The organism is Mesorhizobium sp. BR1-1-3 (assembly GCF_020165455.1).
In the GTDB taxonomy this organism is placed as follows: Bacteria; Pseudomonadota; Alphaproteobacteria; order Rhizobiales; family Rhizobiaceae; genus Mesorhizobium; species Mesorhizobium ciceri.
On the sequence record NZ_JAIUIC010000001.1, the window covers coordinates 597,136 to 622,987 of the forward strand.

General features: G+C 63.7%; 20 protein-coding genes and 1 pseudogene. 9 read left to right on the forward strand and 12 right to left on the reverse strand.

The window, feature by feature from the left end:
* Window positions 1-321: 321 nt before the first annotated feature.
* From LB559_RS03015 to hutI, 6 genes are all read right to left on the reverse strand, one after another.
* The gene (locus LB559_RS03015) at window positions 322-8,904 is read right to left on the reverse strand and encodes a GH36-type glycosyl hydrolase domain-containing protein (protein ID WP_224673001.1); all 8,583 of its coding nucleotides are present in this window, start codon (window positions 8,902-8,904) and stop codon (window positions 322-324) included.
* A 266-nt stretch (window positions 8,905-9,170) separates the two neighbouring features.
* Complete coding sequence (locus LB559_RS03020) at window positions 9,171-9,758, reverse strand: HutD family protein (protein WP_224620261.1); 588 nt, start codon at window positions 9,756-9,758, stop codon at window positions 9,171-9,173.
* Between the two features lie 85 nt (window positions 9,759-9,843).
* The gene (gene hutU, locus LB559_RS03025; protein ID WP_013532300.1) at window positions 9,844-11,514 is read right to left on the reverse strand and encodes a urocanate hydratase; all 1,671 of its coding nucleotides are present in this window, start codon (window positions 11,512-11,514) and stop codon (window positions 9,844-9,846) included.
* 27 nt (window positions 11,515-11,541) lie between these two features.
* Complete coding sequence (hutG, locus tag LB559_RS03030) at window positions 11,542-12,360, reverse strand: N-formylglutamate deformylase (protein WP_013532301.1); 819 nt, start codon at window positions 12,358-12,360, stop codon at window positions 11,542-11,544.
* Window positions 12,360-13,901 carry a histidine ammonia-lyase gene (hutH, locus tag LB559_RS03035; protein ID WP_027162456.1) on the reverse strand — a complete coding sequence of 514 codons (1,542 nt, stop codon included), beginning with the start codon at window positions 13,899-13,901 and terminating at the stop codon, window positions 12,360-12,362. Before hutH ends, hutG begins: the two co-directional genes overlap by 1 nt.
* On the reverse strand, window positions 13,898-15,133 hold the full coding sequence (gene hutI, locus LB559_RS03040; protein ID WP_063167743.1) for an imidazolonepropionase: 1,236 nt from the start codon (window positions 15,131-15,133) through the stop codon (window positions 13,898-13,900). The genes hutH and hutI overlap by 4 nt, the downstream gene beginning before the upstream one ends.
* Window positions 15,134-15,231: 98 nt before the next feature.
* On the opposite strand from hutI, the gene LB559_RS03045 reads away from it, so the two are divergent.
* Window positions 15,232-16,584, forward strand: a complete 1,353-nt coding sequence (locus tag LB559_RS03045; protein ID WP_224673002.1) for a formimidoylglutamate deiminase — start codon at window positions 15,232-15,234, stop codon at window positions 16,582-16,584.
* Complete coding sequence (gene hutC / locus LB559_RS03050; protein ID WP_224673003.1) at window positions 16,581-17,318, forward strand: histidine utilization repressor; 738 nt, start codon at window positions 16,581-16,583, stop codon at window positions 17,316-17,318. Before LB559_RS03045 ends, hutC begins: the two co-directional genes overlap by 4 nt.
* 45 nt (window positions 17,319-17,363) lie before the next feature.
* On the opposite strand, the gene LB559_RS03055 is transcribed toward hutC, so the two are convergent.
* Window positions 17,364-17,708: a RidA family protein gene (locus LB559_RS03055; RefSeq protein WP_013532306.1), complete on the reverse strand. Its 345-nt coding sequence runs from the start codon at window positions 17,706-17,708 to the stop codon at window positions 17,364-17,366.
* Window positions 17,709-17,934: 226 nt separating this feature from the next.
* Here LB559_RS03055 and aztA point away from each other — a divergent pair, with 226 nt between their 5' ends.
* The 4 genes from aztA (at window position 17,935) to LB559_RS03075 (ending at window position 21,074) form a co-directional block, all read left to right on the forward strand.
* On the forward strand, window positions 17,935-18,741 hold the full coding sequence (aztA, locus tag LB559_RS03060) for a zinc ABC transporter ATP-binding protein AztA (protein ID WP_224673004.1): 807 nt from the start codon (window positions 17,935-17,937) through the stop codon (window positions 18,739-18,741).
* Complete coding sequence (gene aztB, locus LB559_RS03065; RefSeq protein WP_013532308.1) at window positions 18,741-19,616, forward strand: zinc ABC transporter permease AztB; 876 nt, start codon at window positions 18,741-18,743, stop codon at window positions 19,614-19,616. Before aztA ends, aztB begins: the two co-directional genes overlap by 1 nt.
* Window positions 19,617-19,643: 27 nt before the next feature.
* Window positions 19,644-20,585, forward strand: a complete 942-nt coding sequence (gene aztC / locus LB559_RS03070; RefSeq protein WP_013532309.1) for a zinc ABC transporter substrate-binding protein AztC — start codon at window positions 19,644-19,646, stop codon at window positions 20,583-20,585.
* 150 nt (window positions 20,586-20,735) lie between these two features.
* On the forward strand, window positions 20,736-21,074 hold the full coding sequence (locus LB559_RS03075; protein WP_013532310.1) for a TIGR01244 family sulfur transferase: 339 nt from the start codon (window positions 20,736-20,738) through the stop codon (window positions 21,072-21,074).
* A 77-nt stretch (window positions 21,075-21,151) separates the two neighbouring features.
* Here LB559_RS03075 and LB559_RS03080 read toward each other — a convergent pair whose 3' ends face one another.
* Window positions 21,152-21,619 carry an Lrp/AsnC family transcriptional regulator gene (locus LB559_RS03080; RefSeq protein WP_013532311.1) on the reverse strand — a complete coding sequence of 156 codons (468 nt, stop codon included), beginning with the start codon at window positions 21,617-21,619 and terminating at the stop codon, window positions 21,152-21,154.
* Window positions 21,620-21,757: 138 nt separating this feature from the next.
* Between LB559_RS03080 and hppD the strand changes: the two genes are divergently transcribed.
* The 3 genes from hppD to LB559_RS03095 all read left to right on the forward strand — a co-directional run bounded on the left by hppD (window position 21,758) and on the right by LB559_RS03095 (window position 23,531).
* Window positions 21,758-22,870 carry a 4-hydroxyphenylpyruvate dioxygenase gene (gene hppD / locus LB559_RS03085; RefSeq protein ID WP_224673005.1) on the forward strand — a complete coding sequence of 371 codons (1,113 nt, stop codon included), beginning with the start codon at window positions 21,758-21,760 and terminating at the stop codon, window positions 22,868-22,870.
* A gap of 74 nt (window positions 22,871-22,944) precedes the next feature.
* On the forward strand, window positions 22,945-23,160 hold the full coding sequence (locus tag LB559_RS03090; RefSeq protein WP_395316750.1) for a type II toxin-antitoxin system Phd/YefM family antitoxin: 216 nt from the start codon (window positions 22,945-22,947) through the stop codon (window positions 23,158-23,160).
* Entirely contained in the window at window positions 23,157-23,531 is a 375-nt protein-coding gene (locus LB559_RS03095; RefSeq protein ID WP_013532314.1) for a type II toxin-antitoxin system VapC family toxin, read from the forward strand. The genes LB559_RS03090 and LB559_RS03095 overlap by 4 nt, the downstream gene beginning before the upstream one ends.
* A gap of 27 nt (window positions 23,532-23,558) precedes the next feature.
* On the opposite strand, the pseudogene LB559_RS03100 reads toward LB559_RS03095, so the two are convergent.
* From LB559_RS03100 to LB559_RS03115, 4 genes and pseudogenes are all read right to left on the reverse strand, one after another.
* Window positions 23,559-23,654, reverse strand: a pseudogene (locus LB559_RS03100) (damage-inducible protein DinB); the annotation flags it as partial.
* Between the two features lie 4 nt (window positions 23,655-23,658).
* Window positions 23,659-23,946 (reverse strand): hypothetical protein, encoded by a 288-nt coding sequence (locus LB559_RS03105; RefSeq protein WP_224673006.1) that lies wholly within the window; start codon window positions 23,944-23,946, stop codon window positions 23,659-23,661.
* Window positions 23,947-23,950: 4 nt separating this feature from the next.
* Window positions 23,951-24,964, reverse strand: coding sequence for a fumarylacetoacetate hydrolase family protein (locus LB559_RS03110; protein WP_224673007.1), 1,014 nt, complete (start codon window positions 24,962-24,964; stop codon window positions 23,951-23,953).
* Window positions 24,961-25,848: an MBL fold metallo-hydrolase gene (locus tag LB559_RS03115; RefSeq protein ID WP_224673107.1), complete on the reverse strand. Its 888-nt coding sequence runs from the start codon at window positions 25,846-25,848 to the stop codon at window positions 24,961-24,963. Before LB559_RS03115 ends, LB559_RS03110 begins: the two co-directional genes overlap by 4 nt.
* Window positions 25,849-25,852: the final 4 nt, after the last annotated feature.

Here is a 25,852-nt window from a genome sequence, read left to right on the forward strand (position 1 = left end):
ATCATGGCAGTTGGCACGTGCTGCCATAATTTTAATCAGCAACAATGTCGGGCGGATGACTGAGGCCGAAATCGCCTTTCGCGAAGTATAAAGCAAAACAAAGCTGCAGGATGCCCTTCCAGGCGAAGGGTGGCCAAACCCTCACCGCTCGCGGCTACTCCTATGGGACGCCTCAAGCCTTTGATTTCATAGACTTCTCGGCGAGATGCCCGTCAACGGCAGACGGCAACGCCAGGCGGGATGGGGCCTCTCATCCGCCGTGGTGACAAAAGTCGCGGCCCGGAACCCCGCCCCGAGCGCATGCTTTTTGGGCAACAGGCCTCAGGCCGGAATCCTGACGACCACCTCGGCAACTTCGCCGTCCTTCAGCTCGACTGCCGAAGCCTTGGTCTTTGCCCCATTCACCTCCAGCGACACGGCCTTGGCCTTATTGTCGCGGATGACGCGAACCTTGAGTTCCGCCCCCAGCATTTTGAGATTTGCCGAGTACCCATCCCAGTGGCTTGGCAGCTTCGGCTTGAACTGGACACGCTTGCCGCGCCGTTCGATGCCCAGAATGCCTTCGACCGCAGCCCTGTAGAGCCAGCCGGCAGAGCCGGTGTACCAGGTCCAGCCGCCACGGCCGCCCTTGCCGTTGCCGGCATTGTCGTCCCCGGCATAGATGTCGGCCGCCACGACATAGGGCTCCACTCGATAGTGCTCGGCCGTGGCCTCGTCGGTCGCGTGGTTGACGGGATTCAGCATCGAGAAACAACGATAGGCCTCGTCGACCTGCCCCATCTCGGCAAGCGCGATGACGAACCATGTGGCGGCGTGGGTGTACTGGCCGCCATTCTCGCGCACGCCAGGCGGATAGCTCTTGATGTAACCGGGGTCCTTTTCCGTCTTCGAGAATGGCGGCGTGAACAGCTTGACGATCTTCAGCTTGTCGTCGACGAGCAGCTTCGTTGCTTGCTCCATGGCGGTGGTCGACCGTGCCGGGTCGCCCTCTCCCGAAAGCACACTCCAGGACTGGGCGATCGAGTCGATCTTGCACTCCTGCGAGTTGCGAGACCCCAAAGGCGTGCCGTCGTCGAAACTGCCGCGCCGGTACCATTCGCCGTCCCATGCGGTGCTCTCAAGCGCCCGCTTCAGAACATCGGCATGCTTTGCCCAGGCCTGTGCTCGCTTGGCATCACCCTCGGTCTTGGCGACGGGCGCGAAATCGCCCAGCGTCTTCAGCAGGAACCAGCCGAGCCAGACGCTCTCGCCCCTGCCGTGCTCGCCGACGCGGTTCATGCCGTCGTTCCAGTCGCCGCCGAGGATCAGCGGCAGGCCCGCGGGGCTGCTGCGCTTGATGGCGAGATCGAGCGCACGCGCGCAATGGTCGTAGAGCGTCGCTGTCTTCTTCGAGATTTCCGGGGTGAAGAAGGCATCGTGCTCGCCCTCGCCCAGCGGCTGTCCATCGATGAAGGCCAATTGCTCCTTGAGGATGGAGGCATCGCCAGTGACCAGCAAATAGCGCGCCGTAGCGTGGGCAAGCCAGACCACGTCGTCGGAGATCAACGTGCGTACGCCAGCACCCGTGCGCGGCAGCCACCAGTGCTGCACGTCGCCTTCGGGGAACTGCCGCCGCGCCGCGTTGAGGATCTGGTCGCGCGCCAACTGCGGGTCATGCGCCAGCAGCGCCAGCGTATCCTGCAACTGGTCGCGGAAGCCGAAGGCGCCGCTGGCCTGATAGAAGGCCGAGCGGGCGCGGATGCGGCAGGCCAGGCTTTGATAGGGAAGCCAGTGGTTGACCATGGCGTCGAGCGCCTTGTCGGGCGTCTCGACCTGGATGGTGTCGAGGAAGCCGCGCCATTCGCGCTCATTGTCGGCCAATCGCTGGTCGAAGTCCTTGGCCCGATGCTCCTGCACCAGCGCGCTCGCCTCCTCGACCGACTCGGCGTCGCCGAGCAGCCAGAGCAGCGTCACGTCGCCGCCTGCCGGGATCTCGACGTCGCGGGCAATCGCCGCGCACGGATCGTCGCCGGCCTCGACACGGCCAGACAGCGCCGCACCGCTCAGCACCGCCTGCGGCAGCTCGCTGGAGCCATCCCGGCCCAGGAACTCCGATCGGTCTGTCGTCACCGAATGGACGCCGCCGTCGGCCGCCAGGAACGCAACCCGCTCGCCGAAATCCAGCCCGTAGGGGTTTTGTGCGAGCAGCGCCCCACTGGCGGCATCCCGCGACGGGACGATGGTTGCCGCAGTGCGCGACCGATGCCCGCCGAGCACCCATTCGGCATAGGCATAGACACGCAGCCGCGCCGGCACCGAGCCGGAATTCTGGATGCGCAGCCGCGAGATTTTCAGGGAATCGACCGGATCGACGACATGGGTAAGGTCCATCGACAACGGTCCGCGCTTCGAGCGGAAGGTCGAGAAACCCTGGCCGTGCCAGGCCTCGTAGGTCATCGAGGGATCGCGCACCATGGCGGCGAGCGGCGAGAATGCCTTGCCGCTGGCCTGATCGTAGATATAGAGGCCCTCGCCCGGGCGGTTCGAGACCGGATCATTCGACCACGGCGTCAATTGGTAGTCGCGGCTGTTTCGGCTCCAGGTGAAGGCTGCGCCCTCGGCGGAGGTGTGGAACCCGAACGAGGCGTTGGAGACGACGTTGATCCACGGCTGCGGCGTCGTGCGCCGCCCGGCCAGGCGCACGACATAGTGCCGTCCGTCGCCGTCGAAACCGCCAAAGCCGTTCCATTGGCTGAGTCCGCTGCCATCGGCGCTGACATTGGCCACCGCCTGCGAGGCAGGAGTATGCGTCGTGGGTGTCGGCGACGGCAATTCACGCGGAATCGGCAACGTTGCCAGAGCATCCCGCGCCTGCAGGGCCGCCGCCTCGGCGCGCTCGATCTGGTCGAAGATGGTGCCGTTGCGCGTGTGCAGGACGACGCGGGCGACGGCGAGCAGCGTCTTGTAGGTGGTCTCGTCCATAAGATCGCGGCGCACCGCGAAAATGTGCTGGCGCGGCCCGAGCTCCTTGCCGCGCAGACGGCTGTTTTCGCACAGCGTCTCGACCGCCCGCTGCAGGTCCTGGACATAGGAGGACGCCTGCTCGTTGACGACGACGAAGTCGATCATCATGCCGCGGGTGCGCATATATTCCTGGAACCGCAGCGCCTGGGCGACGATTTCGAGATCGGCGACATCGCCGATCCTGACCAGGAAGATCGGGAAATCGCCGGAAATGCTTGTCGGCCACAGGCTCGACTGCTTGCCCAGCCCCGAGGCGATGGATTCGGCGGGAAGACGCAGGAACGGATCCGGATAGATCAGATAGCGCGCCAGCTTCTGCACATTGGCGGCATCGGTCAGGCTGAGGCCCATGTGGCGGGTCTGCACCTGGCTGCGCGTCCAGGCAAGCATGGCCTGGCGGGCAAAGCTCTCCGGATGGTCGAGGCGGGCGATGGCTTCGTCCAGTTCGGCACGGCCGGCGCCGACGACTGTCCAGAAGGTCAGCGATATCTTCTTGTTGGCCGGCACGCGCACCTGGCGGCGCAGCGAGGCGACGGGATCGAGCGTAAAGCCTGAGTGGCCGCCCAGCCTGGCGCCCGGGTCGAAAGCGGCTGCGTCGACGATGGTGCGGCCACGGCCGATGAAGGCGCGCCTGTCGGTCTCGGCCTCGGCGTCGCGCGCCGATCCGGACGGATCGGTGACGAAATGCACCATGGCGATATCGGGCTCGCTGGTCTCGCGCTTGCGCCGCGTGGCGAAGATCGCCGCGTTGTTCGCAGAGATTTCGGTTTCCACGAACATCTTCGAGAAGGCCGGATGCGCGTTGTCGGACGCCTCCAGGCCGAGCACCAGCTCGGCAAAGGAGGTCACTTCGATGTGACGGTCGGACGGACCGTCATTGTAGAGCGTGACCCGACGGCCCTCGCCATTGCCTTCCGAGATGACGATGCATTCGACCTCGGAGCGCAACGTGCCCACCGATTTGACGAAGCTCGCCTTGTCGTCGGAGAACAAGGTCTGCGCCTTTTCCTCGGCGGCTCGCTTCGGTTCGGCTGTAGCCGACCACCAGTCGCCGGTGCCGGCGTCACGCAGGAAGATGTAGGAGCCGAGCCGGTCCTCGGTCGGATCCGGCTGCCAGCGGGTGACGGAGAGATCGCCCCAGCGGCTGTAGCCCGAGCCGGTCGCGCTGACCATCACCGAATAGCGGCCGTTCGACATGACGTTGGTCGACCGCAGCGACTGCAGCGGATTGACCACGATGCGGGTGTCGGGGCTGTCGACTTCGGTCTCGTCCTTGGAGCGTTCGTCGGCCTCGGTCCTGACGGTCGCGGTCGGGATGTCGCGCGGCGCCCTCTCCTGCAGCAAGAGTTCGGCCGATTCGATGACCGGATCGCTGTGGAAGCGGTCGCGCATGCGACCTTCGAAGATGGCGTCGGCAACCGCCGCGATCGACATGCCCGAATGGTGGGCCATATAATTCTGGACGACGACATGGTCCGTGCCTTCCGGCACGCGCTGCGGCGTGAAGTCGACGGCATCGTAGTAGCCGTGGCGGCCGAGCGCCCCGATCTCCCGCAATCGGGCGAGATTCAGCACGGCTTCACGCGGATTGAACTGGGCCGCCAGTATGGTGGCGTAAGGCGCGATCACCGTGTTCTGGCCAAGACCGCGCTTCAGCCCGAGGCCTGGAACGCCGAAATTGGTATATTGGTAGGTCAGTTCGCGGTCGCGGGCATTGTAGGCGGCCTCCGAAATGCCCCACGGCACGTTCTTCTGGCGGCCATACTGGATCTGGCGTTTGATGATCAGCTTGCTGGTCTGGTTGAGGATCGAGCCCTGCGGCTCCTTCATGACCAGCGGCGGCATCAGATATTCGAACATCGAGCCGGACCAGGACATCAGCGCGCCCTGGAAACCGATTTCGACGATCGGCCGGCCAAGCCTGAACCAGTGCTCGGTCGGCAGATCGCCCTTGGCGATGGCGAACAGGCTGGTCAGCCGCGCTTCGGAAGCCAGAAGGTCGTAGCAGCTTTCGTCGAGCTGGTGTTCCTCGACCCGGTAGCCGATCGACAGCAGCTTGCGCTCCGGCCGCATCAGGAAGGAGAAATCCATCTCGAAGGCATAGCGGCGGGTGCGCTCGCGTAAGGTGAGCAGCTTGGCACGCAGCGCCTCGACGGCATTGTCGTCGCTGTGCGCGTCATGGACGTGCGCTTCGCAGGTGGCTTCCAGCCTTGCCGCCCAGTCGACGATGACGTCGCTTTGGGGCGACACCGCCTCGGTATGGATGGCGGTGGCCAATTTTCGGATCTCGCCGGCCAGCACGGCCAGGTTGATGGTGCGGATCGACGCCATTTCGGGCTGCGCCTTGATGGTGTCGACAGCGCGCCGCATGCCGTCGAGACGGTCGGCGAGGCGCTGGCGCAGCGGGCGCAACTGACGGCGGTCGTCGGGCAGATCATCGAGGCTTTCGCTGAGGATGGTGACCGTGTCGAGAATGCCTTCGAAATCGCCCTGGAGGTGCACGGAGGGCGCCTCGGCCCATTCGGCGCAGGCCGCCGCCACCGCCACCAGATGGCCGGCGAGATTGCCGCTGTCGACAGCCGAGATGTAGAGCGGATAGAGCGGCTTCAGCGTCGTGGTGTCGTACCAGTTGAAGAGGTGACCGCGCTCACGCGGCATGCCCTCGATCGTGGCCATGGTGGCGTCGATGCGGGTGATGGCGTCGGACAGGCTGATCCATCCGAAGTCGCGGGCGGAAACGACGGACAGCAGGTAGACGCCGATATTGGTCGGCGAAGTACGAGGCGCCACCACCGGCGCCGGGCTTTCCTGGAAATTGTCGGGCGGCAGATGGTGATGCTCTGCCGTCACGAAGCTTTCGAAATAATGCCATGTGCGCCGCGCCACCGTGCGCAACGTATGGATATCGGCCTGCGATATGCGCAAGCGATCCTCGGTTTCAGCCGAACGGCTGATCCAGCTGGCGATGGCGGGCGAGCCAATCCAGAACAGCGCGAAGAAGAAGGCAACGAAGGCGCCGGTCGAATCGGCCAGCACCGGAATGGCAAGGCCGACGAAACCGATGATCACGGCGCCATACATCATGCCGTAATAGGAACCGACATCGTTGTCGCCCGCCTTGTGCGCCTGCGAGGCGGTGCGCCATTCCAAAAGGTTCTGGCGGCTGACGAACAACCGATAGAGCGTGCGCACGATGGCATCGCCCATCATCCAGGCGTTGTGCGCCATCAGGACGATCTTCAGCGCCACCATGGCGGTGCCGAAGGCGACGTCGCGTGCCAGGGCCGAGAAATGGCCGCGTGGCGTCTGGTCGCCGCTCTTGGGCAGGATGGCGTTGACGATGTCGAATGTCGGCGCCATGAACAGGCTGAGGATCAGCAGGGCCTGCCATTGCGCGGCCTGCGTGAAGGGCAGCAGCGTCCAGCCGGCAATCGCCGCCATCACCCAGAAGATCGGCGTCAGCGAGCGGCGCAGATTGTCGATCATCTTCCAGCGCGACAGCGCCGGCACGCCGGAGCGCGGATCGAGCATGAAGCCGAGCAACTGCCAGTCGCCGCGTGCCCAGCGATGGTGGCGCGAGGCGTCGACCGAGTAGCGGGTCGGATAGTCCTCGACCAGTTCGACGTCGGTGACCAGCGCCGAGCGCGCCAGCGCGCCTTCCAGCAGATCGTGGCTGAGGATGGTGTTTTCCTCGATGCGGCCCTGCAGGGCGGCCTCGAAGGCGTCGACGTGATAGAGGCCCTTGCCGGTGAAGGACCCGTCGCCGAAAACGTCCTGATAGAGATCGGACACGGCAAAGACATAAGGGTCGAGGCCGCGATTGGCCGAGAACACCCGCTGGAAGAACGACGCATCGTCGCCTGATGTCAGCGACGCGGTGATGCGCGGCTGCAGGATCGCGTAGCCGGCGGTGACGACGCGCTTGCTGGCATCGAAATGCGGCCGGTTGAGCGGGTGGCAGAGCTTGCCTACGAGGGTGGCGACCGCGTCACGGGTGGTGCGCGTGTCGGCATCGAGCGTCATCACGTGGACGACGTTCTCCGGCAGCGGCACGTCGAGCGGCAGGAACGTGGTGTCGCTGTCGCCGCGCAGCAGAAGGTCGAGTTCATGCAGCTTGCCGCGCTTGCGCTCCCAGCCCATCCACGACCCTTGCGCCGCATTGAAGAGCCGGCGCCGGTGCAGGATATAGAAGCGCGGCGCGCCTTCGGAGGGATAGCGTGCGTTGAGGCGAGCGATCTCGGCACGCGCGAATTCGAGGATTTCGGTGTCGGCAGCATCGATCTCGGTCTTCGAGTCCGGCCAGTCCGACAGCAGCGCGAAATGGATTTCATCGGCCGTGTTGGCGAGATGATGCACCTCGATATTGCGGATGTTTTCCTCGACATCGTCGCGCGAGCCGATCAGCGACGGCACCACCACCAGCGTGCGCGCCTCGGGCGGCACGCCGTGCCGGTAATCGTAGCCGACGAGGCGCGTCGGTTTCAGGAACAGCGAAACGACCGTGTTGAAGAAGGCGAGCGCGCCCTCGCTGGCCGGCACGGCAAAAAGCGCCAGCATGAGGACGATCGAGGGCACCGACAGGCCGAGATTGGCAAGCGCGTTGCCTGAGAGGACGAGAAGCAGCGCCGTCAGCGCAAACACCGGTACGACGATGCCGAGCCAGCCGGTCTTGCGGAAGGCACGCTTGACTGTCTGGCTGATGGTGGGTCGATAGCCGATCGCCTTCTCCAGCTCGAGCCGGCGTGGGCCGACGAGAAAGAAGCCGACATCGGTGTGGGCGGACCCGGTTAAAACGACGTCGCCGTCGCCATCGCTGGCGGCGTGGCCGGCCAGCTCGATGGCCTTCTCGGCGACGCGATATTCCGAAAGGTTCGAGCGGCGCGCCAATTCCTCGATCGCGGTCCGGTACTGGTCGCGCGAGAAGAAGTCGAGCGCGGCGAAATCGGTGCGCTCGCGCAGCACGGTGTCGATGCGGCTGACGCCTTCGAACCACACGGTCCAATCGACGTCGTTGATGAGGCGCAGGCCGCGAATGATGTTGCCCGTCGTCACATTGCCGCTGGACAACGTGTGATGTTCGGAAATGATGATTTCCTCGGCATCGGAGCCGGTCTTTTCGAGCTCGCCTTCCAGCCATTCCAGAGCCTTGCCGGCATTCTGCGAGCCATCGCGCAGGCGATAGAGCAGCTGGGTGGCGAAGGTGGTGTCCTGTGCGTGGGCGCTGAAATTGGACAGGATCGACTGCCGGTCGGCGCTGTCGTCGGTGGCCAGGACCTTGTCGGCCACATCGTTGGCGATCTGACGCATCTGACGGGTTCGATTGACCCTGACCGCCAGCCGGCGCAGATTTTCGATCAGCACGAAGCGCAACAGCGAAGGCAGCGCCCAGAGTTCGCCGATCTTCAGCGGCTCGACCGACTGAAAACCCTGGACGATGGACTTGAACATCGTCGCCGAAACGGAACTGTCCGAATGCGCGACATAGGTCCAGGCCAGCGCCAGCGCGCGCGGCACGCTGCCGCCGTCAGGCAGTTTCAAGGTCGGCAGCTGGCGATAGAAGCGGCGCGGCAGGTCGCGCTTGACCTGGAAAATGGTCTCTTCGACCAGGTAATTGTTGTCGAGCAGCCATTGTGCCGCCGGCGTGATCGTCTCGCCCCTCGCCTGCGCCGCATTGGTCGACCGGTAGACTTCCAAAATCTTCTTGGCGCTGTCGCGGATACGGGCCTGAAAATCGAAGGGCGTCAGCCCGAACAGATCTGTGAGGTCGCCTTTCGCCAGGCTTTCACCGAGCAGCCGAAGGCGCTCTTCGGGCAGGTAATTGGAGCGGATCGGCTCTTCGGTGATGGCCGGGAAGCTCGCGCTTGTCTTCTCGATTTGGGCAGGATTCGTCTGAATATTCATTGAAAATTCCGTAAGCGGGCACTGAGCGGCGTCACCGCCACGGCAATGGCCCTAAAACCGGTTCAAATGCAATTGGTTGCATAAACCCCACTTGCCGAAAGTTTGTTTCCGCACCACGACAGGGCGTCGTCTCTCAGCAAAACTCAAAGACAAGCACCCCACTTCCCGCCAGCCAGATCGGCGGAGAGGATTCAGGCTTTTTCGTGATGCCGCCAGCAGCTTACGCTATATTTCGCCGGTACCGCGATCATGTTTGGAAACAAGCGTTAATCGTTGCCGGCGATGGCGCGGATCCGGATCACGTACAGCGTTGCCTCATGGGCGGGTTGGACAAGCAGGCCGGTGCTGACCGGCCCGGACAGCAGAGTGTCAAGCGGCCCGAGGCGAACCGGTTCAGCGGCGGGCACACTGATGTCGCCGTCCAAGCACAGGATGAGCGTTGTGCCGGCTTCAGTCCGGATTTCCACGGGGGCCGAAATCACCAGGCGTTCGACCGAATGCGTCATCCGGCTTCGGCGGGTCATGACATTGAGATCGGTGATCGGTCCGCCGATCAGCGCGGCCGAGGTCTGCGCGTCGGCCGGGAAAGAAAACAGGGCGGTCGTCCTGTTTATAGATCTCGGCGGGTAGCCGGCAATCTCGAGGACGATGCCCTCGCCTTCGAGCACGGCAAGAGTGCGATCGATGCCGGCGAATTGCGAGAACGGACCGCTCGATTCGACACGCGCCATCGACACGCGCCAGTCGAAATCGTTTAGCCCGGCACCGGGCGGCGAGACGGCGATTTCCGTCGTCACGCCGCCGCCGTTCTTCCACGGCATCGACCGGTATTCGGCTGCCCGCAGGATGCGCATACCTAGCCCTCCGCTATGGTTACGGGCGTTCGAAACTCGAAAAGCCGATTCCGCGGCTTTTCGCCTGCCTGCGGCCGGACGTTTCTCACCCGAGAATGCCGGGCAGGTTGAGCTGGTGCTCCTTGGCGCATTCGACGGCGATTTCGTAGCCGGCATCGGCGTGGCGCATGACACCGGTCGCCGGGTCATTCCACAACACCCGCTCCAGGCGCCTGGCGGCTTCGCGCGTGCCGTCGGCGACGATGACCATGCCGGCGTGCTGCGAGAAACCCATGCCGACGCCGCCGCCATGGTGCAGCGACACCCAGGTGGCACCGGACGCCGTGTTGAGCAATGCGTTGAGCAGCGGCCAGTCGGATACCGCGTCCGAGCCGTCCTTCATCGATTCCGTTTCGCGGTTCGGCGAAGCGACCGAGCCGGAATCGAGGTGATCACGACCGATGACGACAGGCGCCTTCAGCTCACCCTTGGCCACCATCTCGTTGAAGGCAAGGCCGAGCCTGTGGCGGTCGCCAAGGCCGACCCAGCAGATGCGCGCCGGCAGACCCTGGAAGGCGATGCGCTCGCGCGCCATGTCCAACCAGTTGTGCAGGTGGGTGTTGCCGGGCGTCAGTTCGCGCACCTTGGCGTCGGTCTTGTAGATATCTTCCGGATCGCCCGACAGAGCTGCCCAGCGGAAGGGACCTATGCCGCGGCAGAACAGCGGACGGATATAGGCCGGCACGAAGCCGGGGAAGGCAAAGGCGTTCTCGAACCCCTCCTCCTTGGCCACCTGGCGGATGTTGTTGCCATAGTCGAGCGTCGGCACGCCGGCGTTCCAGAACGCCACCATCGCCTCGACATGTTCGCGCATGGAAGCGCGGGCCGCCTTCTCGACCGCCTTGGGGTCGCTGACGCGCTTCTCGCGCCACTCGGCCATCGTCCAGCCCTTCGGCAGATAGCCGTTGATGGGATCATGCGCCGAGGTCTGGTCGGTAACCATATCGGGGCGAATGCCACGCCTGAACATCTCCGGGACGATCTCGGCCGTATTGCCAAGCAGGCCGACCGACTTCGCCTCGCCGGCCTTGGTCCAGCGTTCGATCTTTTCCAGCGCCTCGTCGAGCGTCTCGGCGCGCTCGTCGACGTAGCGGGTGCGCAGGCGAAAATCGATCGAGTCCGGGTTACATTCGATGGCGAGACAGCAGGCGCCGGCCATGACGGCGGCGAGCGGCTGGGCGCCACCCATGCCGCCGAGGCCGCCGGTCAGGATCCATTTTCCCTTGAGATTGCCGCCATAGTGCTGGCGACCGGCCTCGACGAAGGTCTCGTAGGTGCCTTGCACGATGCCTTGCGTGCCGATGTAGATCCACGAGCCGGCCGTCATCTGGCCGTACATCATCAGGCCCTTCTTATCGAGCTCGTTGAACTTTTCCCAATTCGCCCAGTGCGGCACCAAATTGGAGTTGGCGATCAGCACACGCGGGGCGTCCGGATGGGTGCGGAAGACGCCGACCGGCTTGCCCGACTGGACCAGCAAAGTCTCGTCATCGGCCAGCGTCCTCAAGGAGGCGACGATGCGGTCGAAATCGTTCCAGGTGCGCGCCGCCCGGCCGATGCCGCCATAGACGACCAGTTCGTTGGGATTTTCAGCAACATCCGGGTCGAGATTGTTCATCAGCATGCGCAGCGGCGCTTCCGTCAGCCAGGAGCGCGCGCTGATTTCGGTGCCGCGCGGGCTGCGGACTTCGCGGATGTTGTGGCGAGGATTGTTCATGGCGTCACTCCATAAGAGGATCTGATGTCAGACGCGCGCCCAGGATGTCGCGGTCTCGAGGATTTTCCGCAGGGTGGCGCGGATCGGTGCTGCGAACTCGGCGTCATAGGGCACCGGCCAATTGTCCGGCGTGCCCTTGCCATCGGGCTCGCGCATATAGATGCGGTTGGAGAGTTCCATCTGCAGTGCGTGCACGCCTTGTTGCGGCTGGCCGAAATGGCGTGTGATCCAGCCGCCCTTGAAGCGGCCGTTGATGACAAAGGTTTCACCGGTTTCGGCCATGATCTGGCCGACCATCGCCTGCAGCGTCGGATCGGCGCTCCTGCCGTCATTGGTGCCGAGATTGAAAACCGGCAGCGTGCCTTCAAACAGGCGCGGCAGCACTGAACGGATCGAGTGGCAGTCATAGAGCACGATCTTTTCGTGTAGCCCGCGCAACCGGCCGATCTCGGCCTGCAAGGCGGCATGGTACGGCACGAAGAATTCCTCGCGACGCTCGTCGATCTCCGACGGCCCCGGTTCTTCGCCCTCGCGATAGAGCGGATCGCCATCGAAGGTCTCGGTCGGGCAAAGGCCCGTCGTCGCCTGGCCGGGGTAAAGCGAGGCGCCGGAGGGATCGCGGTTGACGTCGATGACGGTGCGGGAGATCGCGGTGTGCACCACCGTCGCCCCGAGGCCGGCGGCAAAGTCATAGAGATTATCGATCCACCAATCGCAGTCGCGGCGGCCGAGCCAGGGTGAGACCAGCCGATTCTCAAGGCCGGCGAGGTCGATGCCGGTGTGTGGTATCGACACCAGCAACGGGGCTGTGCCGGGCGTGACCGTCAGCCAGGGCGCGCTTGCCATCACACCGCTCCGGAAATCGACGGCAGAGCCACACCGCCGGCGGCCTCGATGGCCGCACCGCTGCGCACCATGGCGATGGCTTTTTCCATATCGGGGTGGAAATGGCGGTCATTGTCGAGATGCGGCACTTCGGCCCGCACCAGCCTGCGCACCGCCTCCAGGGCGTCGCTCGACGCCAGCGGCGCGTGGAAATCGCAGCCTTGGGCCGCGGCCAGCAGTTCGATGCCGATCACCGCGGTGGCGTTCTCGACCATGCCGATCAGCCGGCGCGCGCCGTGCGCGGCCATCGAAACATGGTCCTCCTGGTTGGCCGAGGTGGGGATCGAGTCGACTGATGCCGGATAGGCTTTCTGCTTGTTTTCCGAGACGAGCGCCGCCGCCGTCACCTGCGGGATCATGAAGCCGGAGTTCAGGCCGGGCTTGGGCGTCAGGAAGGCCGGCATGCCGGAAAGTGCCGGATCGACAAGCATGGCGATGCGGCGCTCCGACAGCGAGCCGATCTCGCAGACGGCGAGCGCGATCATGTCGGCGGCGAAGGCCACCGGCTCGGCGTGGAAATTGCCGCCGGAAAGCGCGGTGTCATCCTCGGCGAAGATCAGCGGATTGTCGGTGACGCCGTTGGCTTCGGTGCCCAGCGTGTCGGCCGCCTGGCGCAGCACGGTGAGTGCCGCGCCCATCACCTGCGGCTGGCAGCGCAGGCAATAGGGATCCTGCACGCGTTCGTCGCCAACCCGGTGCGATTCACGGATGGCGCTGCCGGCCATCAGATTGCGCAGGGCGTCGGCCGTCTCGACCTGCCCGGGGTGCTTTCTCAGCACATGGATGCGCGGATCGAAGGGGGCGTCGGAGCCTTTTGCCGCGTCGGTCGACAGGGCGCCGGCGACCAGCGCCGATTGGTAGAGCACTTCGGCCTCGAACAAGGCGGCCAGCGCATAGGCGGTCGAAAACTGGGTGCCGTTGAGCAGCGCCAGGCCCTCCTTGGCGCCCAGTGTCACCGGCTCCAGGCCATGCGAGACGAAGGCGACCTTGGCCGGGAAACGGCCATGTGGGGTAAAACATTCGCCGACGCCGATCATCACCGCCGTCATGTGCGATAGCGGGGCAAGGTCGCCGGAGGCGCCGACCGAACCTTGCGCCGGCACCACCGGGATGACGTCGTTGGCCAGCATCGCTTCCAGCAACTCGATGGTTTGCGGCCGCACACCCGACGCGCCCTGCGCCAGGCTGGCGAGCTTCAGCGCCATCATCAGCCGGCAAACGGCAACCGGCATCGGCTCGCCGACGCCGGCGGCGTGCGACAGGACGATGTTGCGCTGCAAGGTCTCGAGATCCTCGGCCGGGATGCGGACGCTGGCCAGTTTGCCGAAGCCGGTGTTGATGCCATAGACCGGCTCGCCCTTGGCAACTATCCTAGCGACGGCCTCGGCGCTCGCCTTGATTTTCGGCCGGCAGGCATCGTCCAGCTTGGGCACGGCGCCACGATAGATGGCGCGCCAGTCGGCCAGCGTCGCATTGCCGGGCTTCAGGGTCAGTTCGGTCATTGTCCTCTCCAGATGCGGGCATGCAGCGGGTTGAAGCCCATGCGGTAGACGAGTTCGGCGGGGCGCTCGATGTTCCAGATCGCCAGGTCGGCGGATTTTCCGGCTTCCAGCGTGCCGGTTTCTCCCAGCAAACCAAGCGCGCGGGCCGCCTCCCGGGTGACGCCGGCAATGCATTCATCGACGGTCAGGCCGAACAGGGTCGCGGCCATGTTCATGGTCAGAAGCAGTGAGGTCAGCGGCGAAGTGCCGGGATTGTTGTCGGTGGCGACAGCCATCCTGACGCCGTGCTGGCGAAACAAGCCGATCGGCGGCTTCTTGGTTTCGCGAATGAAATAGTAGGCGCCGGGCAGGATCGTCGCCACGGTTCCGGCCTTGGCCATTGCCGCTGCACCTGCCTCATCGGTGTATTCGAGATGGTCGGCCGACAGCGCACCGTAACGGGCGGCGAGTTCGGCGCCATGCAAATTGGACAGTTGGTCGGCATGAAGCTTGACCGGCAGGCCGGCCGCCTTTGCAGCATCGAAGACGCGCGCCATCTGTTCCGGCGAAAAGGCGATGCCCTCGCAGAAACCGTCGACGGCATCGGCCAGCCCCTCGGCGGCAACCGCCGGGAGAATTTCCTTGGCGACCAGATCGATAAAGGCGTCCTTGTCACCCTTGGCTTCCGGCGGCAGCGCGTGGGCGCCGAGGAAGGTCGTGCGGATCGTCACCGGCCGCTGGTTGCCCAGCCGCCGTGCGGCACGCAGCGACTTCTTCTCGTTTTCGAGGTCCAGGCCGTAGCCTGATTTTACCTCCACGGTCGTTACGCCCTCGGCGATCAGCGCATCGAGGCGTGGCAGTGATTGGGTGACCAGTTCGCTCTCGCTGGCGGCGCGCAGCGACTTGACCGAGGAGACTATGCCGCCACCAGCCCGGGCGACCTCTTCATAAGTGGCGCCGGCCAGCCGCATCTCGAATTCGTTGGCGCGGTTGCCGGCATGGACCAGATGGGTGTGGCAGTCGATCAGGCCGGGTGTGATCCAGCGGCCCTCGCAATCAACCGTCTCGGCGCCCTGGGCAAGTGTCGGGGGCAGCTCCGACTCGGGGCCGGCATAAACAATGCGGCCGTCACGCGCAGCGACCGCGCCATGTTCGACGACGCCAAGTCCGGCAGACCCGTCGGCCATTGTCGTCAGCCGCGCATTGCGCCACAGACGAAGATCCCCTGCCCGGCTTTTGCTCTTTGCAGCCATCATCTTTTCCGTTTCAATCGATGACGATTATGTATATACATATTGAAACGCACTGCAAGTGCCTTCATCGCATGAGACACAGAGAACCGGAGAGAAAAGTGGCAGCGATCTTTGCGGAACAGGCGCTCCTTCCCGATGGCTGGCGCGAAAATGTGCGGCTTACCCTGGCCGAGGGACGCATCACAGCCGTTCAGCCTGGCGCTGCTGCGGCAGCCGGCGACGAACGTCACGCGATCCTGTTGCCCGGCATGCCCAATTTGCACAGCCACGCCTTCCAGCGCGGCATGGCCGGCCTTGCCGAACTTCGCGGCCCCTCCGCCGACAGTTTCTGGAGCTGGCGCGAGGTGATGTACCGTTTCGCCCTGTCGATGACGCCCGATCAGGTCGAGGCGGTTGCCGCACAACTCTATGTCGAGATGCTGGAGGCCGGGTTTTCGCGTGTCGGCGAATTTCACTATCTGCATCACGACCGCGACGGAAAACCCTACGCCAACCTCGCCGAGATGGCCGAGCGCATTGCGGCCGCGGCCGGCGAGGCAGGCATCGGCCTGACGCTTTTGCCGGTGTTTTATGCGCACTCGTCTTTCGGCGGTGCCGCACCAAACGAAGGCCAGCGGCGATTCATCAACGATGTGAATCGATTCTCGCGGCTTGTTGAGAAATGCCGCGAATCGGTTCGCGCGTTGAATCAGGCTGTTGTCGGCGTCGCTCCGCACAGCCTTCGCGCCGCGACACCGGAAGAACTGATTGACGTGACTGCCCTGGCGCCGGACGGGCCTATCCACATCCACATTGCCGAGCAGGTGAAAGAAGTCGAGGATTGCCTTGCCTGGTCGGGCGCGCGGCCGGTCGAATTTCTGCTGGCCAATGCCAAAGTCGACAAGCGCTGGTGCCTGATCCACGCCACCCACATGACCGATGCTGAAACCGTTGCCATGGCCAAAAGCGGTGCCATCGCCGGCCTATGCCCGATCACCGAGGCCAATCTCGGTGACGGCACTTTTGCCGCGCCGCTGTTCAGGGAACATGGCGGCCGCTATGGCGTGGGCTCCGATTCCAATGTGCTCATCGGCCTGCCCGACGAGTTGCGCCAGCTCGAATATTCGCAGCGTCTCGCCCACCGCGCCCGCAACGTGCTGGCGGTCGCCGGCGGCTCGACCGGCCGCGCACTGTTCGACGCCGCACTCGACGGTGGCAGCGTCGCGCTTGGCGCCGGCGCTTCCGCGATCGCCGCCGGCGCATTGGCCGATCTCGTCTCGCTCGATCCCAAAAATCTCTCGCTGGCAGGCAAGACCGGCGACGCGATCCTCGACGCCTGGATCTTCGCCAATGGCAGCAAGGTCGACTGCGTCTGGGTGCATGGCCGCAAACAGGTCAGCGGCGGCAGGCATGTGAAGCGAGAGGCCATCGCTGAGCGTTTTCGCACCGTGATGACGGCGCTTTCGGCATGAGCATGGCCGGTACAGTGGAGGCGGAAGGCGGCGGCTCGCTGCACCAGCGCATCCTCTCCGACATCAGCGAGAAAATCCTGTCCGGCACCTGGGCGCCCGGTCATCGCATCCCGTTCGAGCATGAGTTGAGCGTGCAATACAATTGCTCGCGCATGACGGTGAACAAGGCGCTGTCGCAGCTTGCCAAGGCCGGACTGATCGAGCGCCGCCGCCGCTCAGGCAGCTTTGTGCGCCGGCCGCAGTCGCAGGCCGCGGTGCTGGAAATCCACGATATCCGCATCGAGGTCGAAGCGCTCGGCCTGCCCTATCGCTACGAGCGCGTCGCCCGACACAAAAGGCGCAGCAGCGCCGGGGATCGCGCGCTGCTGGAACTCGGCGTGGCCGGACCGGTGCTGGCGCTGGAGTGCGGTCATTTCGCCGGCGAGCGGCCGTTCGCGCATGAACAGCGGCTGATCAATCTCACCGCCGTGCCCGAGGCAGCGGACGAGGAATTCGTGGCCACCGCACCAGGACCATGGCTGATTGGCCGCGTGCCGTGGAGCGAAGCCGAGCACCGGATTCGCGCTGTCGCCGCCGACAGGCATATCGCGGCTGCACTCGATATAGAAACCGGTGCGCCCTGCCTGGTGGTCGAGCGACGGACGTGGAGCGCCGAGCACCCGGTCACCCATGTGCGCTTCACCTACGCGGCCGAGAGCCACACGCTGGTGGCGAGGTTCAGGCCGCAGGGGTGAGGCTGATCTCCCCCCACGTGGGGGGAGATTGGCAGCTTCAACGCCTCAAATCGCAGCGGTAATAATAATCTCGACCAGATATTCCGGGGCGGCGAGCTTTGCTTCGCCGGTGGCGCGGGCTGGCGTGTTGCCCTGCGGCACCCACTTGTCCCATTCCGCGTTCATCTCGGCAAAGGTGCTCATGTCGGCCAGCCAGATGATCGCCTGCAGGATCTTGGTCTTGTCGGAGCCAGCCTTGGCCAGCAATTCGTCGACAGCCGCCAGGATGTCCCTGGTCTGCGAAGCGACATTGCCGGTTGGCTGGCCGACCTGACCAGCCAGATAGACGGTATTGCCATGGATGACGATCTGGCTCATGCGCGGGCCGACATCGATGCGACGAATGCTCATTGGATGGTTCCTTCCTGTGGCGGTTGCGCTTCTTTAGAGTCGCGACCGGCTTGGGGCAAGGTCGCCAGGTCGAATCCCCTTGGGCCAACGGCATATGATACGCACACACGGCAAGTTGACCCTGCGGCCGCAATTCCGCCGGATTGGCTTGTTGACTAATGTAATAACATCACATATCCAATCGGCCGCTGCCAGCAGCCGGATTTCGCCGCCTACGGATCGCAGAATGACAAATACCTGCCTGACATTCCGCGACCTGACGCTTGGCTACGGCAGCCATCCGGCGATCCATCATCTCGACGGCACCATCCGCAAGGGCTCGCTGACCGCTGTGGTCGGCGCCAACGGCTCCGGCAAATCGACGCTGATGAAAGGTATTGTCGGCGTCCTGAAGCCGATGGCCGGCGAGGTTGTCCGCGCACCCGGTGTTCGCGCGGCCTATCTGCCGCAGCAATCGGAGCTCGACCGCTCCTTTCCGGCGCGGGTGGTGGATCTGGTTTCGCTCGGCCTGTGGCCACGGCGCGGCCTGCTTGGCCGCTACACCAAGGAAGATCGCGATGACGTCAGCAAGGCGCTGATGGCGGTGGGCCTCGGCGGTTTTGAAAAGCGGCCGATCGACACGCTGTCGGGCGGCCAACTGCAGCGCACGCTGTTTGCCCGTGTCCTGCTGCAGGACGCCGACCTCATCCTGCTCGACGAACCCTTCAACGCCGTCGACGCCAAGACGGTCGGCGACCTCATTGCGCTGATCAAGCACTGGCATGGCGAGGAACGCACCATCATGGTCGTCGTCCACGATCTGGATCTGGTGCGGCAGAATTTCCCCGAAACGCTGCTTCTGGCCCGCCAGCCGATCGCCTGGGGCGAAACCCGGGAAACGCTGAAGCCTGAAAATCTGTTGCGCGCCCGCCGTTTTCACGAGGCCTGGGAAGAAAATGCACCCTGGTGCGAGCCGGGCGAGGACGCTCATGGTCACGATCACCATGGCCACGATCACGATCACCAACATGGCGTCGGACCGAGGGCTGCTTGATGGACATGCTTTACGGCCTTGTCATCGCGCCCTTCGCCGATTTCGCCTTCATGCAGCGGGCGTTGATCGGTTCGCTGATGCTGTCGCTCGGCGCCTGCCCGATCGGCGTCTTCCTGATGCTGCGGCGCATGAGCCTGTCGGGCGACGCCATGGCGCACGCAATCCTGCCCGGTGCAGCCGCCGGCTTCCTGTTCTATGGGCTGGAAATCCTGCCGATGACCATCGGCGGCCTGATCGCCGGCGTCATCGTCGCGCTCGGCGCCGGCGCCGTCTCGCGCTTCACCATCCAGCGCGAAGACGCCTCGATGGCGGCTTTCTACCTGATTTCGCTCGCCATCGGCGTGCTGATGGTGTCGATCCGCGGTTCCAGCGTCGATCTCATGCATGTGCTGTTCGGCACCGTGCTGGCGCTCAATGACGAGGCCCTGACGCTGATCGGCGGCATCGTCGCGGTGACGCTGGTCAGCCTCGCCATCTTCTGGCGGGCGCTGGTCGCCGAATGCCTCGACCCGCTGTTCCTGCGCTCGGTCAGCCGGCTCGGCAGCCCGGTGCATTTCATCTTCCTCGGCCTTGTCGTACTCAACCTCGTCGGCGGCTTCCAGGCGCTCGGCACGCTTCTATCGGTTGGGCTGATGATGCTGCCGGCCGCGGCCGCCCGCTTCTGGACGGTTCGCGTCGAGCCGATGTGCGTGCTGGCCGTACTGATCGGCTTCGCATCCTGCGTCGCCGGGCTGCTTTTGTCCTATCACGCCTCGCTGCCATCCGGCCCGGCCATCATCCTGTCGGCCGGCGTCGTCTATTTCGCCTCGATCCTGTTTGGCACGCGCGGCATTCTGCGCGCACGCATCATCCATCACCGTCACAGAACGGCCTGATCCCCGCCCCTAGAAGGAGACCCCTCTATGCTGAAATCCATCCATGCCGCCCTGGCGATGAGCGTTATAACATTAACCGCCTTTGGCGCATCGTCGGCCTTCGCGGCCCCGCTGAAAGTGGTCGCCAGCTTCACCGTCATTGCCGATTTCGCCAAAAATGTCGGCGGCGACCGCATCGATGTCACCACCATCGTCGGGCCGGATGGCGATGCCCATGTCTACGAGCCGAGCCCGGCCGATGCGGTGGCCATGGCCAAGGCCGACATCGTGCTGGTCAACGGCCTGCATTTCGAAGGTTTTCTGCAGCGGCTGGTCGATGCCAGTGCCACCAAGGCCTCGATCATCACCTTGACCAAGGGCGTGACGCCGATCGATTTCAAGCCTGAATTCGCCGATGCCGACGCGGCCGAAGGTGCCGGCACTGGCGGCGGCAAGACGGTCACCGATCCCCACGCATTCCAGTCGATTGCCAACGCCAGGATCTATGTGAAGAACATCGCTGAGGCTTTCTGCGCGGCCGATTCGGAAGGCTGCGTCAGCTACCAGACCAATGCCGCCGCCTACACCAAGAAGCTTGATGCGGTCGAAGGTGAAGTGAAAGCGGCAATTGCCTCGATCCCGGAGAGCAAGCGCGTCGTCATCACCTCGCACGACGCCTTCGGCTATTTCGAACATGCATACGGCCTGACCTTCCTCGCCCCGCAAGGGGTGTCGACCGACTCCGAACCATCCGCCGCAGACGTTGCCAAGCTGGTCAATCAGGTGAAGCAGGACAAGGCGGCTGCGATCTTCGTCGAGAACATCACCAACCCGCGCCTGATCGAGCAGATCGCCAGCGAAACCGGCATCAAGGTCGGCGGCACGCTCTATTCGGACGCGCTGTCGCAGCCCGACGGCCCGGCCGCGACCTATATCGACATGATGCACAACAACATCCGTCAGATCAAAGGTGCTATTCTCGGCAGCTGAGTTTGAAGGATTGCCCAGCCGGGCCGCATCGGCCCGGTTGGATTTTCTGGCACGCAATGGCTATTTGGCAGAGAAATCCTTCGGCACGGATTGCCGCCCATGTCGGGGAGTGGCAAGACTGCCACCTGACCAGTTTGCGAGGATGCTGCCATGGAATACCGCGAAATCAGCGAGGACTATTCGGTTTCGGGCCAGATCCAGCCCGAAGACGTCGCCGCTATCAAGAAAGCCGGCTTCAAGAGCGTCATCTGCAACCGGCCCGATGACGAACAGCCGGGCCAGCCTTCTGCCGACACCGTCGGGGCAGCGGTCGAAGCCGCAGGCCTCGCCTTCCGCTACATTCCGGTGATCAGCGGCCAGATCACGGCCGAGAATGTCGAGGATCAGGCCGAAGCGCTCGAGGAACTCGACGGCCCGGTCTTCGCCTATTGCCGTTCCGGCGCCCGCTGCACCAATCTCTATGGACTGATCCAGCAGTCGAAGGGTTGAACGGCCCTTCCGTCATTAGGCTGGCGATCCTTCACACCCCCTCTGGCCTGCCGACGTATCAATGATATCCGCTCAGATTAAATCGGCAGCGCGCCGGTTTCCTTCAGCGTCTCCAGCACGATCGCCGTCTTCACGTGCTGCACGGATTCGTGCGGCAGTAGCACGCCGTTGACGAATTCCGACAATGATTTGAGATCCGGCGTCACCACTTTCAGGATGTAGTCCATCTCGCCGGTCAGCGCGTGCGCTTCCTGCACTTCGGGCAGCCGCGCCACCAGTTCGCCGAAGCGCCTTGCATTGTCGCGATTGTGGGTGGCGAGCGTGACCGAAATGACGTTGACCAGGGAAAAACCGAGCTTGTCGCGGTCGAGAACGGCGCGATAGCCCCTGATGAAGCCGTCCTCCTCCAGCCGCTGCCGGCGGCGCGAGCATTGCGACGCCGACAGGTTCACCCGCTCCGAAAGATCGTTGTTGGTCAGCCGCGCATCACCCTGCAACAGTGCCATTATCTTGCGGTCGAACTGGTCAATGCGCGCCTCATCCATGGCTTTCCCTTACATCATGCACGCTTCACGCATGACATCATCATTTCAAGCGTTTGAATGCAAGCACCGTGCGCCTCCTCCGCGTTATCATCGTGTCAAATCGCCTTTTCAGGCCAGGCCAGCTTTCGGAGGAATATTATGGGTCCCTTCCCGCACGACGCCCCGCCCGCCAGGATCAGCAAGGACAACCCGGCCGGCACCGATGGGTTCGAGTTCGTCGAATTCGCGCATCCGGAGCCGCAAAAGCTGGCTGAACTGTTCACCCGCATGGGCTATGTCGCGGTGGCCAAGCACCGCACGAAGGACATCACCGTCTGGCGCCAGGGCGACATCAACTATGTCGTCAATGCCGAACCCGGCTCGCATGCGATGAAGTTCGTCGACAGGCACGGCCCTTGCGCCGCCTCGATGGCCTGGCGGGTGGTCGATGCCAAGCATGCTTTCGACCACGCGGTTGCCAAGGGCGCCACGCCTTACGACGGCGCCGACAAGGCGCTGGACGTGCCGGCGATCGTGGGCATCGGCGGCTCGCTGCTCTATTTCATCGAAACCTACGGCAAGAAGGGCTCGGCCTATGACGCCGAGTTTGAGTGGCTGGGTGCGCGCGACCCGCGGCCGGAAGGCGTCGGCTTCTACTATCTCGATCACCTGACCCACAATGTCTATCGCGGCCAGATGGACAAATGGTGGGATTTCTACCGCAATCTGTTCGGCTTCAAGCAGATCCATTTCTTCGATATCGACGGCAAGATCACCGGCCTGGTCAGCCGCGCCATCACCTCGCCCTGCGGCAAGATCCGCATTCCGCTCAACGAGTCCAAGGACGAGACCAGCCAGATCGCCGAGTATCTGAAGAAGTACAATGGCGAGGGCATCCAGCACATCGCCGTCGGCACCGACGAAATCTACGAGGCCACAGACAAGCTCGCGGCCAACGAGCTGAAGTTCATGCCCGGCCCGCCGGAAACCTACTACGACATGTCGTATGACCGCGTGAACGGCCATGACGAACCGATCGAGCGGATGAAGAAGCACGGCATCCTGATCGACGGCGAAGGCGTCGTCGACGGCGGCATGACCAAGATCCTGCTGCAGATTTTTTCGAAAACCGTGATCGGGCCGATCTTCTTCGAGTTCATCCAGAGGAAGGGCGACGAAGGTTTTGGCGAAGGCAATTTCCGCGCGCTGTTCGAATCGATCGAGCAGGACCAGATCAAGCGTGGCGTGATCAAGGTTCAGGCGGCGGAATAGCCATCGAACTCACTTGCGGCCCGGCCAGTTATGACCTAAATTCTGGTCATAAGAGGTCATCTATGAATATCCCCATGGCAAAAGCGAAGGCTCAGCTTTCCGAATTGGTGAAACGTGCCCAGGCTGGCGAAGAGATCCATCTGACCCGACATGGAGAGGTTGTCGCAACCTTGAGCGCTCCCGTTCGGGCTGGTGGGAGCAAAGGCTTGCTTGGCGCCCTGAAAGGCCAGATTTGGATATCGGATGATTTTGATGAACTCGGTCCCGAATGGGACGAGTATATTAAATGAGCCGCAGATATCTGGTCGATACCCATATTCTGCTTTGGGTACTCAACGCCGATTCACGTCTTTCGGATCATCATCGCGATATCTTTCTCACAGGCAAGGATGTGATCGTCAGCGCCGTCTCGGTGGCCGAGATCGCCATCAAGAAATCGCTCGGCAAAGTGACGCTCACAGGCGACATCGTGGACATCCTGCGATCGAACGGGATTCCGATTCTCGGCGTAAACGAACTACACGCGGCGAGACTTGAACATCTGCCGCTTCACCACCGCGATCCCTTCGACCGCCTGCTTATTGCGCAGACCCAAATTGAAGGCCTGACGTTGGTCTCCGCGGATCGGCAATTTTCAGCCTATGACGTCGTATTGGCCTGATCGCCCAAGCCCAGCCGCTTGACCTCTTTCGCCGGGCTGAAGGGACAATACCGCGCGGTAGAGTCGGTCGTTCGACCAGAGATTGTTGCCGGCCATGCTGCGCGGGTAGTCGGGCAGGCTCATCACGTCATCCGGTTGACCGCGACAGATACAAGCCCGCCCACATAACGACAAATCCAGCAAGAACGATCAGCAGCACCCAGTTCATACGCCGACGCATGCTCTGCGTTTCCGCGTCCCGCGCGACGTCCATGTTGGTGACGGTGTGGAACATCATCGCATTGCGCGGAAAGCCGCTGCGGTTGGTCAGGTCGGGCGAGCGTGCCTCTATGCGATAGCTCAGCCGGATCGCCTGGATGAAGACCGCCAGTATGGCGAGTGCCCAGACACCGGCCAGCAGATAGACCCCCGTCATGCCCTCACCTCTCGTATTTCTCGACCTTCTGTTCGATGGCACCGAAGATCGAATGCCCGGTTTTGTCCTTCATCTCGATGCGCACCGTGTCGCCGAAGCGCAGGAATGGCGTTTTGGGTTCGCCCGACACAATGGTTTCGATCATGCGCAGTTCGGCGATGCAGGAATAGCCGGCGCCACCGGCCGAGACAGGCTTGCCCGGCCCGCCGTCGAGCTTGTTGGAGACGGTGCCGGAACCGATGATCGTGCCGGCGGCCAATGGCCGTGTCCTTGCTGCATGAACGATCAGCGCAGGAAAGTCGAAGGTCATGTCGATACCGGCATTGGCGCGGCCGAACGGCTTGCCGTTGAGATCGGCAAGCAGCGGCAGGCTGACCTTGCCGCCGTCCCAGGCATCACCCAGTTCGTCCGGCGTCACAGCGACCGGTGAAAACGCCGAGGACGGCTTTGATTGGAAAAAACCGAAACCTTTGGCCAGTTCCGGTCCGGTGAGCGCGCGCAACGTAACGTCGTTGACCAGCATGACCAGTCGGATCGCTGCCTTTGCTTCTTCGAGGCTTGCACCCATCGGCACGTCGTCGACGATGACAGCGACCTCGCCCTCCATGTCGATGCCGAAGGCTTCGTCAGCCGTGCGGATCGGATCACGTGGCGGAATGAAAGAATCCGAGCCGCCCTGGTAGATCAGCGGGTCGGTCCAGAAGCTCGCCGGCATCTCGGCGCCGCGCGCTTTGCGCACCAGCTCGACATGGTTCACGTAAGCCGAGCCATCGGCCCATTGATAGGCACGCGGCAGCGGCGAATGGGCGTCATGTTCGTGGAAGCGCTCCGCCGGCATCGCATTGTTCTCAAGCGATTCCGCTATTGTCGCGAGATGCGGGGCGATGCGCCGCCAGTCGTCGAGCGCCGCCTGCAGCGTGCGAACCAGGAACGAGGCGTCGGTGAAGCGTGTCAGGTCGCGCGAGACGACGACGAGTTTTCCGTCGCGCGCCCCGTCCTTCAATGTGGCAAGCTTCATGCGGTTTCCTCTCCTGCTGCAGCTTTGGCGCTGCTTAAGCCCACAACAAGACCGTCGCGGGCGATCGTCAAGTCGCCGTTCCAAGTTTTCCTGACAGCGGCAGTCCAGTCGGCCTCGCCTATCAAAGAATCGTCGGCCGGGATGAGGTGGTTGAGCACCAATCTCTTCACGCCGGCATCGCTTGCGATGCTGCCGGCTTCTTCGGCAAAGCTGTGGCTGGCGAGCAGATGCTCTCTGAGCCGCGCACCATTGCCGGTCCTGGCCACCAGTCGCTCGATGCCTTCTTCCAGCATGGCTTCGTGGACGAGGATGTCGGCGCCTCGGGCAAAATCGGCGAGCGGTGGAAAGAAGGCCGTGTCGCCGGAGAACACCACGCTTTTCCCGCCATGCTCGAAGCGCAGCGCAAAACAGTCGGTCACCGGCGGATGCTCGACGCGCAGCGCCGAAACCGTCAAGCCGCCCTGCGCGACCACCTGGCCTTCGCCGAATTCGCCGATCGACACCAGATCGCGAATATCCGGCCGGCCTTCGTCGACGATGCGGATCTCGATGTCGAACTCCATCGCCTGGCAAAAGCGCCGCCAGTAATGACCGGTGCCGGGCGGACCGAACACGCGGACGGGCGTCGCGAGGCCCGCCGTCCAGGCGGTGTGGATCAGCGGCCCCAGTTCCAGCACATGGTCGGAATGCAGATGCGTGATGAAGATCAGGTCGAGCGACTTCAGGCTGATGCCGGCATCGACCAGACCACGCGTCACGCCAAGGCCGCAGTCGACGACGATGCTGCTGCCGCCGATCTGCAGCAGCGACGAACTCGGCCATGGACCACCCGGCCGCAATGCCGGGCCACCCTTCGAGCCCAAAAGCACCAGCCGATCCGGCATTGGC

Coding starts and splice junctions, on each gene's coding strand:
- LB559_RS03015 (WP_224673001.1), bottom strand. CDS start 8,904: ATGAATATTCAGACGAATCCTGCCCAAATCGAGAAGACAAGCGCGAGC.
- LB559_RS03020 (WP_224620261.1), bottom strand. CDS start 9,758: ATGCGCATCCTGCGGGCAGCCGAATACCGGTCGATGCCGTGGAAGAAC.
- hutU (WP_013532300.1), bottom strand. CDS start 11,514: ATGAACAATCCTCGCCACAACATCCGCGAAGTCCGCAGCCCGCGCGGC.
- hutG (WP_013532301.1), bottom strand. CDS start 12,360: ATGGCAAGCGCGCCCTGGCTGACGGTCACGCCCGGCACAGCCCCGTTG.
- hutH (WP_027162456.1), bottom strand. CDS start 13,901: ATGACCGAACTGACCCTGAAGCCCGGCAATGCGACGCTGGCCGACTGG.
- hutI (WP_063167743.1), bottom strand. CDS start 15,133: ATGGCTGCAAAGAGCAAAAGCCGGGCAGGGGATCTTCGTCTGTGGCGC.
- hutC (WP_224673003.1), top strand. CDS start 16,581: ATGAGCATGGCCGGTACAGTGGAGGCGGAAGGCGGCGGCTCGCTGCAC.
- LB559_RS03055 (WP_013532306.1), bottom strand. CDS start 17,708: ATGAGCATTCGTCGCATCGATGTCGGCCCGCGCATGAGCCAGATCGTC.
- aztA (WP_224673004.1), top strand. CDS start 17,935: ATGACAAATACCTGCCTGACATTCCGCGACCTGACGCTTGGCTACGGC.
- aztB (WP_013532308.1), top strand. CDS start 18,741: ATGGACATGCTTTACGGCCTTGTCATCGCGCCCTTCGCCGATTTCGCC.
- aztC (WP_013532309.1), top strand. CDS start 19,644: ATGCTGAAATCCATCCATGCCGCCCTGGCGATGAGCGTTATAACATTA.
- LB559_RS03075 (WP_013532310.1), top strand. CDS start 20,736: ATGGAATACCGCGAAATCAGCGAGGACTATTCGGTTTCGGGCCAGATC.
- LB559_RS03080 (WP_013532311.1), bottom strand. CDS start 21,619: ATGGATGAGGCGCGCATTGACCAGTTCGACCGCAAGATAATGGCACTG.
- hppD (WP_224673005.1), top strand. CDS start 21,758: ATGGGTCCCTTCCCGCACGACGCCCCGCCCGCCAGGATCAGCAAGGAC.
- LB559_RS03090 (WP_395316750.1), top strand. CDS start 22,945: ATGGCAAAAGCGAAGGCTCAGCTTTCCGAATTGGTGAAACGTGCCCAG.
- LB559_RS03095 (WP_013532314.1), top strand. CDS start 23,157: ATGAGCCGCAGATATCTGGTCGATACCCATATTCTGCTTTGGGTACTC.
- LB559_RS03105 (WP_224673006.1), bottom strand. CDS start 23,946: ATGACGGGGGTCTATCTGCTGGCCGGTGTCTGGGCACTCGCCATACTG.
- LB559_RS03110 (WP_224673007.1), bottom strand. CDS start 24,964: ATGAAGCTTGCCACATTGAAGGACGGGGCGCGCGACGGAAAACTCGTC.
- LB559_RS03115 (WP_224673107.1), bottom strand. CDS start 25,848: ATGCCGGATCGGCTGGTGCTTTTGGGCTCGAAGGGTGGCCCGGCATTG.